The organism is Nocardia sp. NPDC059236 (assembly GCF_042754085.1).
GTDB lineage: Bacteria > Actinomycetota > Actinomycetes > Mycobacteriales > Mycobacteriaceae > Nocardia.
On the sequence record NZ_JBHZAF010000009.1, the window covers coordinates 75900 to 90581 of the forward strand.

Consider the following 14682-nt stretch of genomic DNA (forward strand, 5'->3'; position numbering starts at 1 on the left):
TCGCCTATTTCAGGCGGTAGGTGTCGAGCGCGTTGGCCTGGTAGAAGAACTCCGCCTCCTGATCGGTGGCGTCGGTGGTGACGATGTGGTCGATCGCCGAGACCAGCTCGGTGTAGGTCCCGGCCAGCGAATCCACCGGCATGTTGGACGCGAACATCAGCCGCCGCCACCCCCACAGCGCCACACTCGATTCCAGCCAGTACTCGAGCGATGGCCACGCCAGATCGCGGCAGATGAGCCCGAACCCCGAGAGCTTGCACAGCCACTGAGTCTCCTTGGCCGCCAAGGAGATCGCATTGTGCCAGGCGGAGCGGGCCTCGGAGGAATGCCCCTGCGGGAACCCCAGGTGCTCGAGCACCACCCGCAGCTCCGGGTACCCGGCCAGGAAGTCGATCCAGTCGAGAATCTCGCCGGGCTCGGTCACCAGATCGAAGACCGCGTCGTGCTCCTGCAGCCAGCTCGCGAGGGCATCCGCCGCAGGCGTATTCGGCGACAGCCCTTCGAAAACCCGTACCCCGCGGAACCGCTCGGTGCGGGCCTGCTCGTCGAGATGCGCGATCAGCTCGGTCGTCGGCAGGGTGGGATCGACCGCCCCGACGATCGCGAACGGCCGCGAGCCGGCCGCGGCAATGCCGTCCACCCAACGGGTTTCGTCCAGATAGGCATGCGGCGCGGTGGTGGCCGACACGTGCACCAGCCCGGCCACCTCGATCGAGCCCAGCCCCCGATCGAAGTCGGCCGGTAGAAAGTTCTGCGCGATGTCGGGTCGACCGGCGGCGGCGAATCTCGCCAGGCCCGGATACCAGGCATGCGCACCGGTGTCCCACAGGTGCATGTGGGCGTCGACGAGGGGGAGAGAGGGCATGTGGGCAACTCCTACTGCATGGTGATGCCGCCGCTGACGCTGATCAGCTGGCCGGTGACGTAGCTGGCTTCCGGGCTTGCCAGCCATGCGATGAGGGAGGCTACTTCGTCCGGTCGGCCCAGGCGTTTGAGGGGGATGGATTTTTCGAGGGCGGTGAGGGTTTCGGGGTGATCGGCCATGGTGTGGGCGACCATGCGGCCCTCCAGCGGTCCTGGGCAGACCACGTTGACGGTGACGCCGTCGCGGGCCACCTCCCGGGCGAGGGATTTGGCGAAACCGAACAGGCCGGATTTGGATGCGGCGTAGACGGTTTCGCCGAAGGCGCCGGCTCGCGCGCCGTCGGAGGCGACGAACACGATGCGGGCGGCCTCGGCGTCGAGCATGCCGGGCAGCAGCAGCTGGGTCAGGCGCATGGGCCCGCGCAGATTCACCTGGAACATGAGGTCCCAGGCGAGGGTTCCGCTGTCCAGGAACGGTTCCACGACGGCGACCCCGGCGCAGTGCACCACCGCCGAGACCCGCCCGCCGACCGTCCGGGCGGCAGCTTCGATGCTCTCCGCGCTCGTCAGATCCAGTTCCAGCGCAGTGGCTTCCGCCCCCAGCTCCGCCGCACACGCACGCGCACCCTCGGCATCGACATCCGCGACCCATACGGGCCGTCCGGCGTCCACCAGTCGCCGCGCCACCGCGCCCCCGACATCCCCTGCCCCACCGGTCACCAGCGCGCCGGATACCGCTCCGACACCACCCACTGCCTCACCCTGTTCCGCTGTTCTCGAATCCGTCCGGATTCTATGAATAGTCGGTCAGCGGGAATTGCGCGACACAATGTCCGCGATTCGGCCGCGGAATGCCTCGGGGGAGAAGGTGACGGCGTGCTTGCGGATGGTTTCGGGGTGATAGTCGGCCGGGTCGAAATCGCGCATCACCCGGGCGAATCCGGCCACCACCGAATCGTCGGAACCGGTCGGAATGTGTTCGCCGGAGATCCCGGGCACGACGGTGTCGAGCGCCCCGCCCTCACCCACCGCCAGCACCGGTGCGCCACAGGCCATGGCTTCCACCGGGACGATGCCGAAATCCTCCACGCCGGGCATGAGCAGCGCCCGGCAGCGGCGGTACATGTCCTGCAGCACCTCGTCGGAGGCCGCGCCCAGGAAGGTGGTCTCCGGGCCCGCCAGCGCCTCCAGCTGACGGCGATAGCGGCCGTCGCCGAGGATCACCAGGCGCACCCCGGCCGCGCGGGCGGCGCGAATGGCGAGATCGGGGCGCTTGTAGGGCACGAGCCGGCCCGCGAAGAGGAAGAAATCCTCCCGGTCGATGCGCGGATCGGGGGAGAAACGGTCCACGCGCACAGGCGGATTCACCACCGACGCGGGCAATCCCCACCAGTCCCGCACCCGATCGGCCACCGCCTGCGAGTTAGCCACCACGTGCGCGAGCCGCGGCGCGGCCCGCAGTTCGTTGCGCCGGGCCAGCGCGCCCAGCGCCATCAGAATGGCCTGCCCCGCCCGTCCTCCGGCCTCCCGCGCCCGGAACGCGCTGTCCCAGGCCCACCGGGCCGGGCTGTGCACATAGGCGATCACCGGTGCGGTGGTGGCGAAGACCGCCTGGGTCGCGAAGGCGTGATGGCTCACCACCACCGCGTCGTACTCGCCGTCGAGTGGAAGACTGCGCAGAGTTCCCGGCACGAAGGGCAGCAGCGGCGCATGCGACCGCCGCCCACTCGCCGAGTAGGCGCGCGACAGCCAGGTGTCGTACACGGGTCCGGTTGCCGCCGAGCCCGTTTCGATCGAGGGCCCTGCCGCCGCCAAGAGTGCGCGCGTGCACTCCGAGTCGGTGATGGGCGCGAAAACCGGTGCGCCGGGCCAGGTTTTCATGAACTCGGCGACCACGGCCTCGGAGCCGCCGTATTCGGTGAATCGCTCGTGGACGAGGGCGATCCGGGGTGCGGACATCACAGCTCCTGGGTTACTGCGCGAGACTGGGTTGCGGCGCGAGACTGGGTTACGGTGCGAGACGACGCGGTGCCGCCGTGCGCCGCAGCGCCGGAGCCACCGGCCGTCCGGCGAGCAGGCCGTCCACCGTGCCCTGTTCGAGGGCCTTGCGGTAGGTCTTGGCCGCCGACTGGCAGGCATCGAGGGTGTGGTCGATTTCGGCGTCGGTGTGCGCGGCCGAGTTCACGAACGACTGCCCCAGCACACCCCGGTCCAGCAGCTCCTGCAGGAACAGCGTCCGATACGGCTGGGAGGGAACACCTTCCGGGTCCCGGGTGAGGAACACCAGGCACGACGGCCGGCCCGCCACCTCGAGATGATCACCGATACCGAGGTCCGCGGCAATGGCATTGACCCCGGCGGCGAGGCGACGGCCGGATTCCTCCATGCGCGCCACCGGATCGGTGTCGCGGTAGGTCTGCACGACGGCCCGGAAGGCGGCCAGGGACGCGGTTTCCGGCCCGTGGGTTGTCGACAGCAGGAAGACCCGGTCCGCGTCGGTGCGCAGCCCGCCCAGCTCCATGTACTCGCGTTTGCCGGCCAGCGCCGAGAGCGGGAACCCGTTGGCCATGGCCTTGCCCCAGCACGACAGGTCGGGGGTCACACCGTAGATCCGCTGCGCCCCGCCGGCGGACCAGCGGAACCCGGTGATCATCTCGTCGAAGACCAGCAGCGCGCCGTACCGGTCGCACAGCGCGCGTACGCCTTCCAGGAAGCCCCGCGCGGGTTCGGACAGGGCCGTGGCCTGTTCGAGGATCACGCACGCGATCGCGGTGCGGCGCATGGCCGTTTCCAGCGATGCCAGGTCGTTGTAGCGGAATCGGACCGTCGGAACCGCCGGTATCCCCGCGTTCATCTCGGTGGTGCCGATGAACCAGTCGTCGACCGAGAAGAACGGCTGCTCGCAGATCGCCACCGCCTCCCGCCCGGTCACCGCGCGCGCCAGCCGCACGGCGGCCGTCGTGGTGTCGGAGCCGTTCTTGGCGAACTTCACCATGTCCGCGCCCGGCACCAGGCTCAGGAAATCCTGGGCCGCCAACAGTTCCAGCTCGGTCGGCCGGGAGAAGTTGACCCCGTCGGCGATGGTCCGCGCCACCGCCTCGACCACCGGCGCGAACCCGTGGCCGAGGGTCACCGAGCGCAGCCCCATGCCGTACTCGACATACTCGTTGCCGTCCGCGTCCCACACCCGGGCACCCCTGCCGCGCACCAGGATCGGGGCCATGGCCTCCGGATACTGGTCCGCGCCACGCGCGTAGGTGTGCGCGCCGCCCGGGACCAGATCGTGCAGGCGCGCCTGCAGGGCGGCACTGCGCCGGTAGTCACGCATGATCGGCACCCCCGGCGGTGATGGCCCACAGTTCGTGGTCGCCGCGATGCCCGTCGAGTCCGGTGTAGCTGCGCATGGTTCCCTCCTTGTGCAGTCCCGCCGAGGCGGCGACCGCGGCCGATGCGGTATCCCCGGCCGCGACGGCCGTGTATACGCGGAACAGTCCGAGCCGGTCGAAGGCGTGTGCCAGCAGGGCCCGGGTTGCCGCCAGGCGGACTCCGTCGTCGGCGTGGGCGGGATCGGCCCAGATGTGCATCCGGGCGTTGCGATCGAACATGTCGAGGTCGAACAGCCGGGCCTCCCCGGCGTAGGTGCCCGCGGCGTCGAGGACGAGCAGCAGACCGGCGGGGGAGCGCACTCCCGCTGTGCTGCGGGCGAATTCGCGCCACCAGGACGGACCGGTGCTATCGGTTCCGTCGGTCGCCGGGAGCGCCCCGTTACGCCGGGCGGTCGCGCGGGCCGGGCCGTCGGAGGGCCGGAGGCTGCGCAGCGCCACCCGGTCGAACCCGGTCAGCCGGAGCGTGACGGGCCGGGTGGGCAGCGCCTGGCGGGCAGCCCGCCACAGCTGGCCCGCGCGATACCGCGCCAGGACCCCGAAAACTGTCGCTGTATCGGGTATTCCGGTCGACTCCGGTGTTCCGGTGGGTTCGTCCGGGGGCGGGGTTCGATGCTCGAGCGTGCGCTCGGTCCACATCTCGGTGAATCCCTTGGGCGGAATCTCGGCCCGCGTCATCGACCACAGATCGTGATCGGCCCGCGCCCCGCCCACATCGAAGTGCAGCCGCATGCGGGCCTCGCGCACGAACCCGATCTGGACCGCACCACTGGTGGCCGCCGTGTTCCCCGGCGAGATGGGCGCATTGATGCGCTCCAGCCCCAGCACCTCGAAGCTGAAGTCGAGGATCAATCCCGCCGCGATCCCGCCGAATCCGTGCCGCCCCATCCGGGCGTCGATCCAGATCCCCATCTCGCCCTGCCGGGCCTGCGGATCGATATTGCCGATCTCCACCTGCCCGGCGAAGCGCCCGTCGATCTCGATGGCGGTGGCGACCCGCCGCCCGGTGCGGGCATTGGTCGCCGCCTCCAGACATTCACGCACCCAGGCCTTCTCGCTGTGCCGGGTGTCCCAGTCCAGCGGCGAGGTGTGCCAGAACGGTTCCAGGAGTTCACGATTGCGCAGCCGCAGCCGCCGCCACTGCTGGTAATCGGCGAAGCGCGGCAGCCGCAGCAGCAGGGTGCTGCCGTGCAGCCGTGCCGGGCCCAGTCGCAGTCGTGCCCCCGCGCCGCTCACGAGTGCGGTCGCTGCTTGCCCAGCGACGAGGTCTTGATCGCACCGTCCGTGCCCACCGACAGCCGCCAGTACGTGCCCGCCGAATCCTTCAACACGATTCCCCCTTCGCTGCGATCGGAAATATAAGCCCCGCTGTTCAATACGGCCGACAATACGGTCCCGTCCCGGTCCTGGACCTGGAAGATGTCGGCATCGGGCTGACTCGCCTGCGCCACCGTGGTCCCGGCGAAGCGCGCGCCATGGATGGCCCCGCGCCCGATGACGTGCCAACCGTCCGGGAACGACCTGGGATCCACGTCCTGGTAGGACCCGGAGATGAGGTTGACGGCCGTGCCCTCCGACACGCCCTTGGGATCCACCCGCACCTCGATGGGCGGCGCGTCCAGATCCGGATCGAACTGCACATTGGCCAGATACGGCTGGCGGCAGTGGATCAGGTCCAGGCACACCTTGCGCGCGGCCACCTTGCAGTTGACCAGACCGAACTGGGCGGGCCCGCCGGCCGGTCCGCCGATGGACAGCGCGGTATCGGCGCCTTCGAACCACACGTTGGTCAGCCACCAGTCGTTCGCGGGACCGTCCACCACCAGATGCTTGTCGGTGGTCCTGGGATCGTTGTCGGACACGAATTCGACATTGGCCAAGGCCAATCCGGCATTGTGGTCGCCGCCGGTGCCGAGCACCCCGATGTGATTGTTGGTGAGTTTCGAGGACGTCACGTAGTTCTGGATGCACGAGGTGACGATCCCGTACCCGAAATTGTTGATATCGGAATTGATGACGGTCGTGCCCCCGGTGTTCTGATCCAGCACCAGTCCCCGCTGGTCCTGGAATCGGGGCGCGTTGTCGCTGAGATGGTTGCCGCGCAGCACCACCGAATCGAAGGTGCAGCGGAAGCACTCCGACAGCCGGACCGCGGTGGCCTTGGGGCCGGAGAAGTAGAAACCCAGGCGGGAGAAGCGAACCCGCTGCTTGCGCTGCAGTGCGATGAAGGTGTCATCGCCCTCGTAATTGATGGTGGTGACATCGGCCCCGTCGCCCAGCACCGTTGCGTAGTCGGCGAGCGCCGGGAACTTCTTCAGCGTGTACTGCCCGGCCGGGATGTAGAGCACCAGCGGCTTGTCGCCGACCGCGGCGGCCTTGGCGAAGGCGTCGGTGTCGTCGGCCTTCCCGTCCCCGACCGCGCCGAAGTCCTTCACATTCCGCGCCGACGGCTGATCGGTCACATGCGGTGAACGGAATTCCGTTGCGCCGGAATCGGTTTTCGCGCACGCGGCCGCGACCGGCAGGATGGCCGCCGCCCCGAGTCCGGCGGCCAGCAGCCGCCGGCGGCGCACGGCGGCCTCCGACCGGTTGTCCGTTGTCCCCCCGTCCTCCTCGATCACCGTTTCACCAGATCGAGCGGATGCTTGACGAGTTCGCCGACGCTGCGATGCGGCCGCGAGAAGACGACCGTGCCGATCATTCGCTTGTTCTCGTGGCCGAAGGTGGCCAGCGCCCCGCGCACCTGGTTGGAGGTGGTCTGCCCGAGCTCGATCACGCCGATGGTGGCGTCGACGCGCCGCGCCAGCGCGATGGCGTCGGCGGCCGCGGTGACGGGTGCGGCCTCCACCACGATGTGGTCGAATTCGCTGCGCAGCTTGGACATGATGTCGCTGAACCGCTCGGAGTCCAGCAGGTCGGGGGTGCGGAAGTCCATGCCGCCCAGCGGCAGCACAGTGATCCCCACCTCCGGCCAGGCCATCACGAACCCTGCGGGAGTCGCGTTGTTGCGCAACAGTTCCGAGAGTCCCGCCGCCGCGGCCGCTGGACTGCGCCGGGACGAGCCTTGTCCGGTGGTGTCGGCGTCCACCAGCACCACCCGCGCGCCGGTATCGGCGAAGGTGCGGGCCAGCCCGATCGCCACATCCGGTTCGGAGTGCGGCGACAGCGAGGTCAGCAGCAGGCTGACCAGCGCGGGATCCTCGGTGAGCCGGGTGCGCAGCCGGCGCAGCTCACCCGCCGCTCCGGGCCGCCCGTCGTCGACGATGCCCAGAATCGGCACGGGCAGAAAGGCTTCCAGCTCGGTGGAGGTGCGGACTCGCTTGTCGAGTTTGTCGCGCAGGATCGCCGCGCCCAGGCCGACCATCAGTCCGGCCAGCACGCCGAGCATGTAGTAGCGCTTCTGCTGCGGTCCGCTGGGCTGGCTGGGCGTCTGGGCCTTGTCGATGACCTCCGCGCGGGCGGCGGGCGCGGCGTCGCTCTGGGTGACCTCGAGCCGGGAGACCAGCGCCCGGAACTGGGAGACCACCTCGTCGGCCAGGGTGCGCGCCCCGGCGGCGGTGGAGTCCTTCACCGTGATGATGATGATCGTGGTGGCCGGCGGCGAGACCGCGGTGATGCGGCCGCGCACGTCGTTCACCGAGCTCTTCAGGCCCAGCTGATCGTGCACGTAGGTGGCGACGGTGATGCTGGTGGCCAGATCCACGTACGAGCGCACGCGCTGCTGCGCGGCCAGCCCGCCCTGATAGGAGTCGTTGACCGAGGTCCCGGTGGCCATGGATACGTACACCGAACTGGACGCGGTGTACTCGGTCGGCAGCGTGCTCGCGTATCCGTACGCCGCCCCCGTACAGATCACCACCGCGACCACGATTATCGGCCAGCGCCGCCGCAGCAACCGCCAGTAGTCGATCAAACCCATTGCGCTGTCCTCGTTTTCCCGGATGGAATCGGTGCCCCCTGCAGCTGTTCCATCCGTCTTCGGAATTCACCAACAACCAGATACGCCAGCCATGCCAGCACCACGGCCTGCAGATATTTGCCGAGCATCTCGACGGTGCCGAGGATGCCGCGCTCGAACAGGACCGGGACCTCGATCACCGACAGGCCCAGGATCGCCATGGCCAGGTACCTGCTGTAGAGAGCCCGGATCCAGATCAGCAGCAGCACGAACGTGATCGTGACCCCCACCGCGACACCGATGTAGCCGCCCAGCACATAGCCCTCGTTGATATTGCCCTCGGCCAGGGACACTTCCACCGTCGACATGTCCACCGAGCGCCCGCGCACCTGCTCGGCCCAGGCGGCGCCGGATCGGAACTTCTCCGCGCCCAGCAGCTGGGTGGGAATCAGGCTCTGCACGGCGTGCTGCGCCACCTGACTCGGCGTCAGCCAGGAACTCGGCCCGGCGAACCAGGAGTCGGTGGCGGCCTCGAGCAGGTCGAAACGGCGCAGCATGCTCAGGAAGGGGTGCACCACCGTCGGATACTGCGCATCCACCTGTGCCGCTTCGGCTTTGGCGGCGGCGTCGGTCTTGAGCGACTGCAGCCAGCCGAAGCCGCCGATGGCGAGGCCGGTGATGCTCAGCACGCCGACCACCTTGACGCGCGTCCAGCCGGTCATGGCGAAGCGCACGGCGATGGCCAGCGCCGCGCCCATGATCGGGGTCTTGGACTGCACGGTGGCGGTCCACACCAGTTCGCCGCAGGTGAGCGCGCCGACCACCAGCGCGGTGGTGCGGCCGGACTCGTTGCGGTAGAACACGATCAGGCCGACCGCGCCGAGCGTGGCGAGAATGGTGACCAGGTTGATGAGCGGGTTCGGGCTCTCCAGTTCGCCCGCCTTGCCGGTGGTGCCGGTGGCGTAGGCCGCCAGCCGGCCCAGGGTGCCGACGCCGTAGAGCAGGAACAGGGTCTGGGTGAAGATGGGCTCGCCCGCGAAAGGCGCTACGCGCGGCGTGGTCTCGCGCGGGCGTAGCCGCACCCACAGCACGTAGCCGATGATCAGCGCGGCGTAGACCCAGAGTCCGAAGATGACCGGTTGCAGCACCGCGGCGATGCCGCCGTCGTAGCCGTATTCGTAGAGCCGCGGATCAGGCACGTTGTCGCCGTAACTGGGGACGGGCTGCACCCACAGCAGCACCACCGGCCGCGCGATATAGGACAGCGACCAGTGCGCGGTCTGCGCGATCAGGAACACCCGGGCCACACCGGGCAGGAACATCGCGACCACGACGATCGTCACCAGCGCGGCGGCGACGAGGAATACAGCGAATTGTGCGGAGGCCATCACTCTCCCATCACCCGTATGTCCGCGCCGCGGGCCGGGGCGTTACCCGTTTGCGCGGCCGTTCTTTTCGCCGTCGGCGCGGCAGATCCGTTGCGCCGTTCCGGGCATGGGTGGCGCTGCGCGCGGCTACACTGTGCGGCCGGGTGCGCGCGGCCGCTCATGCCAGTGCGTCGATGATCTCGCGGGCGCGGTCCACGTACCGGTGGTCGCCGTTCACGATGCGGCGATGACCGGCCTCGGCGACCTTGGCGACCTGATCGGGATACTTGGCGCAGCGGCGCAGGATCTCGCGCAGCTCGGTCGGGCCGGAGAACAAATAGCACTCGGCCTCGTCCTGGAGCAATTCGGCGTGTTCGTCGGTGCGTTCGCCGACGAAAAGGCCACCGGCGGCCGGGACTTCGAAGGTGCGGCAGGTGTGGGTGTCGCGATTGTCGGAATTGAGCAGTACCAGGTTCGCGGTGACCGCGGCGACCGCCGTGGAGAAATTCTCGCCATAGACCGCGCCGCCGACATCGGCGCCGGTCTGCCACAGCGCGCGCACGCGCCGCCAGCCGGGACCGCGTAACAGCATGTCCCCGTGGTGTTCCCGGGCCAGCGAGATCAAGAGGTCTTGACGGTCCGGGCGCACCGCACCGATGAAACCGACCAGGTAGTTGCGGACGGTGCGGCGGGCGGTGAGGTGGTGCAGGGCCGGATCGTATGCGCTGCGAACGAATTTCACGTGCCGGGCGCCGCGGGCGGCCAGCTCGGGAACGTTGTGCCACTTGGTGGTGACGATGAGATCCCATTCGGCTTCGTGTGCCAAGTATTCCGGGCTGGTGTTGTACGGATTGGATACGTCATCCGGGCTGTAGTGCACATGCAGACCAGCCGGGGCGCTCAGGAGCCGCTGCTGGTCCAGGTGCACCGATTTGAAGGCGAACAGCACATCGGGCGCGAATGCGGCGGCCGCGCTGTCGATCTCGCGATGCAGTGCCTCGACGTTCCAGGGTGCGCGCCGGTGGGCGACCTTCGAATACACCCACGGTGGCGACAGCCGCGCGGGCAGCGTGACCGGGGTCGTGTCGATCACCACCACCTCGTGCCCCGCCTGCTGGAATCCGTCGGCGAGTGAGCGCGCGTTGCTGCCCACCCAGTCATCCCCGACGAAAAGTACTTTCACGCCAGATCCCCCTTGGTCAGCAGCGTGGCAGGTTCGACCGGCCCGCCGCGGCCGGCCCGTTCCCGGACCATGAGCCACCGCACCCGGATGATGTACCACAGCGCGACACTGATTTCCGCGGAAACTGTGCCATAGACGAGGGTCCAGACCGATCCGGTCCGGGCGGCGACCACCAGCGCCACCGCGGCCACGCAGGTGCCGATGATCGCGCCGATCAGCACGCCGATGGTGTCCTGCTTGACCGGCAGCACGGCGGTGGTCACGTACGAGGTGATGGTGGTGGCGGGCAGGATGAGGATCTCGACGCGCAGCAGGGGTATCGCGCCGTCGAAATCGTGGGTGTAGATGAGGTGGATGAGGATGGGGGCCATCACCCAGACGCTCACCACGGCCAGGCAGGCCAGGGTCACGCAGCCGACCAGCATCTGGATCTGATTGCGCCAGAACTGATCATGGGCGCTGCGGCGGGCCATGCGGGGGAGCAGGGCGAAGCCGATCGGGTCCAGGGTGGACTGGATCGCGCGGACCAGCCGGTCGCCCGCGGAGTAGAGGCCCAGCGAGGCCGCCTCCAGCACCGCGCCGTACACCGCCGCCGAGCCCTGGCCGTAACCGGTGACCAGCAGCCGGGAGGTGAAAATCGGTGCGGCCATGCGCAGGACGGCCCGCACGCCATAGGGCCGGGCGGGCGGTCCGAACTTGCGGAAGGAGTCCCACCAGGTCAGCGCGACCGTGGCGATGGAGGAGACCAGCAGGCACAGCACGGCCATGGAGGCGCTGGGGAATCGGGGTAGCAGTCCGACGAGCAGGCCGAGATATCCGATGCGGCCCACGCCCTGATACATGGTGGAGCTGCCGAATCTGCCCTGGCCGATGAGCAGCCAGTCCTCCGAGATCGACCAGAAGCCACCGGCGAACAGGCCCAGCAGCACCATGTGCAGTTTGGGGGACACCCCGATCGCGAGGCCGGCCAGCAGCGCCACGCCGATGAGGGTCAGGGTGGTCGCGCGAATGGCGAGGTAGGTGCCGCGCAGGCGGTTCACCTCGAGGTGGCCCGGATCGTCCTCGGGCACTTTGGCCGCCAGGAACGAGGTGACGCCCAGATCCACGACCAGCGAGCCGATGAAGTAGGACGACATGCCGATGGCCAGCAGGCCGGTGCCGTGCGGGCCCAGCATGCGGGCCAGCAGCGGGACGGTGACCAGGGTGATGACGTACTGGCCGTACTTGCCGAAGGTCACCAGTCCGATATCGCGGATGATGCTGCCGATACTGCCCAGGCCGGAGGACGAATCCTTGCGATGCCTACGGTTGGTGTCGGAATGATCTGTGGCGATGGGGGATTCGCCGTCCGTTGCGGCCTGTCGGTAGGCGCCGGTGACATCGCGCGCCGGGCGGGTGACCGGAAGCCGGACGGTGGGCGGGTCGACCGGATCGCCGTAGAAGGTGGGGAGCACCGGACCGCGGGAGGGCGCGGCATAGCGGGCGGCCCGGGTCTCGTCGAACGACACCGTGCCCCGGCCGGTGCCGTTCTCGTGGCCGTTCGGTCCGGCGCGGCCGTGGCGCGGGCCGGCCGGACCCGAATCACCGCGGGCGTCGAGCTCGAAGGCGGAAGCCTGCTGGTCGACCTCCGGAATCCCGTGCCGCATATGGCGGCGCTGTCGCAACCGGCCCAGCGTGCCGAGGGCCTCCATCCGCACGGTGGGCGGGTCGTAGGCCGGCAGCGGATCGGTCGGATCATCCACGCCGCCACGGCTTTCCGGGCAGACCGGTCAGGAGGTCGGTCACGATCCGGCCCGACTCGGCGACATCGAAATCGCGGGATCGCACCCGTGCGGCATCGGCGAGCTTGACGCGCAGTTCCTGATCGGCGATGAGAGTGTCCAGGGCGCGGGTGAGCTCGGCGCGATCGCCGGCCGTCACCAGCAGGCCGTTCACCCCCGGCTCCACGATCTCCTCCGGTCCGCCGGGGTGGGTCGCGATGACCGCGCAGCCCGCCCGCATGCCCTCCACCACCACCTGGCCGAAGGGCTCGGGCAGCACCGAGCAGTGCACGAGGATATCGGCGTGGCGCAGATAGGATTCCGGGTCGTCCACGTGGCCGGTGAAGGTGACCGGGAGGTCGAGGGCGGTGGCGTGCACCTCGAGTTCGGCGCGGTAGGGCTCCTCGTCGAAGAAGGTGCCGCCGACCAGGAAGACCTCGCGGGGGAGGGTTTTCACATCGGCCAGGGCGCGCAGGAACAGGTCCTGGCCCTTCCAAGGGGCGAGGCGGCCGACTACGGCGATGATGGTCTCGCCGGCGGGGCGTTGTTCCTGGGGTCGTCGTTCGCGGGTGAGCGCGGATTCGTCTGCCGCGGTGTCGTCGTCGGGTGGGAACTCGACGCCCGGATAGGCGACGACGGCCGCTCGCCGCCAGGTGTACAGCGAGGCCAGGGTGCCGCGGCTGTTGGCGATCACGCCGCGGGCCACCACCCAGCCCAGCACTCGGATGACGAGGGCGAGCACGCGGCCGAAGTAGTCGCGCGAAACCCGGTCGTGCACATGCCAGACCAGCGGGACCCGGGCCCGGCGGGCGGCGACCGCGCCCATGAGCAGGGCTTTGGTGCTGCCCGCGACCAGGACCGTGGCGTCCAGGTCGCGGACGGTCGCGCCCAGTGCCCAGCCCAGACGTAGCAGGCCCGTCGCGCCCACGAGCAGGCTGCGGATCCCGGCCTTGTCGATGGTCATGGCGCGGGAGTCGAAACTATTGGTGACGACGCGGGTTTCGATCCCGCGCGCGGCCATCAGGCGCAGCATCGGGCCGTCCTCGGTGTAGAGCACGGCGGTCCGCCCGGCGGGCATGGCCGAGACCAGGCGGAGCGTTGCCAATTCGGCTCCGGAGGGGGCCGCGGTGTGCGCCAGGAATACGGCCTTCAGCGGTGCCATCAGCCGACGAGCTCCGCGTAGAGATCCCGGTGCCGATGCGCCGCGACGGCCCAGGAGAATGACTCCGCGTGGGCGCGGCATTGCTTCGCGGCGGGCCGGGAGCCGTCGAGGGCCGCGGCGATGCGGGCGGCGAGTGCCTCGGCATTGCCCGGCGGGACGAGGAGCGTGGCGTCCAAATCCCGGACAGAATCGGGCAATCCGCCACAGTCGGACACAATCGGGGGGCGTCCGGCGGCGAGGGATTCCAGGGCGATGAGCCCGAATCCCTCCAGTGCGAGGGAGGGGACGACGGTCAGATCGGATCGGGTGTACAGGTCGGTGAGCTCCGCGTCGGACACCGATCCGGTGAATCGGATCGACGGCTGGTCTGCGGCGAGCGCCCGCAATTCTGCCTCGGCAGTCCCGGTTCCGACGATGATCAACCGGGCATCGGGATGCTTGGCCGACACGTCGGACCAGGCGCGAATGAGCACGTCGATACCCATCCGCTTCTCCAATCGCCGCACGCACAACACGATTCCGGTGCCGGCCTCGGGCTCCGAATTCGTGAAACGCTCCAGATCCACACCCGGCGGAATCACCCGAACCCGATCGGGCCGCACGCCGTAGTCGCCGACCAGCAACCTTTCGAAATGTTGCGACAGCACGACGAACCGGTCCGCCCCGGCATACCGCAGCCGCTCGACCAGATACTTGGCGCGCACCGCCCGCGCGCCCTCTCCGGCCATCCGGCTCTCGGCCGCCCACGGCCCGTGAAAGTGCACTACCAGCGGATTTCGTACCGCCGCAGGCCCGTACAAGCAGAAGTGCCGATCGATCACGGTGTCGCGGGTGAGCCCGTCCCGGTCCAGAAACGCGGTCCGGGCGCGCTGGAGCGTCGATCCGCCGGTGGGTCCCCATGACCCCGCGCCGACCGGACCGTCACCGAAAGCCCTTGCGCCGACACTGATTCGAGCGTCGCGCGTCAGTGCACCGTATAGATCTGTGAAGTACCGGCTGAGACCCCCATGAGCGGCCGTGAACCACTCCGACCCTGTCATCAACACCCGAATGGGCCGTGTCAAA

At 69.2% G+C, this 14682-nt stretch carries 12 protein-coding genes; all 12 read right to left on the reverse strand.

The annotated features are described in order from the left end of the window. Nucleotides 1-4: 4 nt before the first annotated feature. Entirely contained in the window at nucleotides 5-865 is an 861-nt protein-coding gene (locus ACFXIV_RS23915; protein WP_379402085.1) for an amidohydrolase family protein, read from the reverse strand. An 11-nt stretch (nucleotides 866-876) separates the two neighbouring features. Further along, a complete protein-coding gene (locus ACFXIV_RS23920) occupies nucleotides 877-1617 on the reverse strand; it encodes an SDR family NAD(P)-dependent oxidoreductase (protein ID WP_379402084.1) in 741 nt (246 codons plus the stop codon). A gap of 54 nt (nucleotides 1618-1671) precedes the next feature. Continuing rightward, nucleotides 1672-2823: a glycosyltransferase gene (locus ACFXIV_RS23925; RefSeq protein ID WP_379402083.1), complete on the reverse strand. Its 1152-nt coding sequence runs from the start codon at nucleotides 2821-2823 to the stop codon at nucleotides 1672-1674. A gap of 49 nt (nucleotides 2824-2872) precedes the next feature. Beyond that, nucleotides 2873-4192 carry a glutamate-1-semialdehyde 2,1-aminomutase gene (locus ACFXIV_RS23930; protein WP_379402082.1) on the reverse strand — a complete coding sequence of 440 codons (1320 nt, stop codon included), beginning with the start codon at nucleotides 4190-4192 and terminating at the stop codon, nucleotides 2873-2875. Next, nucleotides 4185-5483, reverse strand: a complete 1299-nt coding sequence (locus tag ACFXIV_RS23935; protein ID WP_379402081.1) for a GNAT family N-acetyltransferase — start codon at nucleotides 5481-5483, stop codon at nucleotides 4185-4187. Before ACFXIV_RS23935 ends, ACFXIV_RS23930 begins: the two co-directional genes overlap by 8 nt. Further along, nucleotides 5480-6865 carry a glycosyl hydrolase family 28-related protein gene (locus tag ACFXIV_RS23940; protein ID WP_379402100.1) on the reverse strand — a complete coding sequence of 462 codons (1386 nt, stop codon included), beginning with the start codon at nucleotides 6863-6865 and terminating at the stop codon, nucleotides 5480-5482. The genes ACFXIV_RS23935 and ACFXIV_RS23940 overlap by 4 nt, the downstream gene beginning before the upstream one ends. Continuing rightward, nucleotides 6865-8166, reverse strand: a complete 1302-nt coding sequence (locus tag ACFXIV_RS23945) for a Wzz/FepE/Etk N-terminal domain-containing protein (RefSeq protein WP_379402080.1) — start codon at nucleotides 8164-8166, stop codon at nucleotides 6865-6867. The genes ACFXIV_RS23940 and ACFXIV_RS23945 overlap by 1 nt, the downstream gene beginning before the upstream one ends. Further along, nucleotides 8157-9533: a hypothetical protein gene (locus tag ACFXIV_RS23950; RefSeq protein WP_379402079.1), complete on the reverse strand. Its 1377-nt coding sequence runs from the start codon at nucleotides 9531-9533 to the stop codon at nucleotides 8157-8159. The genes ACFXIV_RS23945 and ACFXIV_RS23950 overlap by 10 nt, the downstream gene beginning before the upstream one ends. Before the next feature lie 157 nt (nucleotides 9534-9690). Further along, the gene (locus ACFXIV_RS23955; RefSeq protein WP_379402078.1) at nucleotides 9691-10695 is read right to left on the reverse strand and encodes a glycosyltransferase; all 1005 of its coding nucleotides are present in this window, start codon (nucleotides 10693-10695) and stop codon (nucleotides 9691-9693) included. Further along, nucleotides 10692-11972 (reverse strand): oligosaccharide flippase family protein, encoded by a 1281-nt coding sequence (locus tag ACFXIV_RS23960; RefSeq protein ID WP_379402099.1) that lies wholly within the window; start codon nucleotides 11970-11972, stop codon nucleotides 10692-10694. The genes ACFXIV_RS23955 and ACFXIV_RS23960 overlap by 4 nt, the downstream gene beginning before the upstream one ends. 457 nt (nucleotides 11973-12429) lie before the next feature. Further along, nucleotides 12430-13617 carry a glycosyltransferase family 4 protein gene (locus ACFXIV_RS23965; RefSeq protein WP_379402077.1) on the reverse strand — a complete coding sequence of 396 codons (1188 nt, stop codon included), beginning with the start codon at nucleotides 13615-13617 and terminating at the stop codon, nucleotides 12430-12432. Beyond that, nucleotides 13617-14657 carry a glycosyltransferase family 4 protein gene (locus ACFXIV_RS23970; RefSeq protein ID WP_379402076.1) on the reverse strand — a complete coding sequence of 347 codons (1041 nt, stop codon included), beginning with the start codon at nucleotides 14655-14657 and terminating at the stop codon, nucleotides 13617-13619. The genes ACFXIV_RS23965 and ACFXIV_RS23970 overlap by 1 nt, the downstream gene beginning before the upstream one ends. Nucleotides 14658-14682: the final 25 nt, after the last annotated feature.

What these genes read in the sequence shown, in the direction of transcription:
- ACFXIV_RS23915 (WP_379402085.1), bottom strand. Translation starts at nt 865, where the DNA reads ATGCCCTCTCTCCCCCTCGTCGACGCCCACATGCACCTGTGGGACACC.
- ACFXIV_RS23925 (WP_379402083.1), bottom strand. Translation starts at nt 2,823, where the DNA reads ATGTCCGCACCCCGGATCGCCCTCGTCCACGAGCGATTCACCGAATAC.
- ACFXIV_RS23930 (WP_379402082.1), bottom strand. Translation starts at nt 4,192, where the DNA reads ATGCGTGACTACCGGCGCAGTGCCGCCCTGCAGGCGCGCCTGCACGAT.
- ACFXIV_RS23945 (WP_379402080.1), bottom strand. Translation starts at nt 8,166, where the DNA reads ATGGGTTTGATCGACTACTGGCGGTTGCTGCGGCGGCGCTGGCCGATA.
- ACFXIV_RS23950 (WP_379402079.1), bottom strand. Translation starts at nt 9,533, where the DNA reads ATGGCCTCCGCACAATTCGCTGTATTCCTCGTCGCCGCCGCGCTGGTG.
- ACFXIV_RS23965 (WP_379402077.1), bottom strand. Translation starts at nt 13,617, where the DNA reads ATGGCACCGCTGAAGGCCGTATTCCTGGCGCACACCGCGGCCCCCTCC.
- ACFXIV_RS23970 (WP_379402076.1), bottom strand. Translation starts at nt 14,657, where the DNA reads ATGACAGGGTCGGAGTGGTTCACGGCCGCTCATGGGGGTCTCAGCCGG.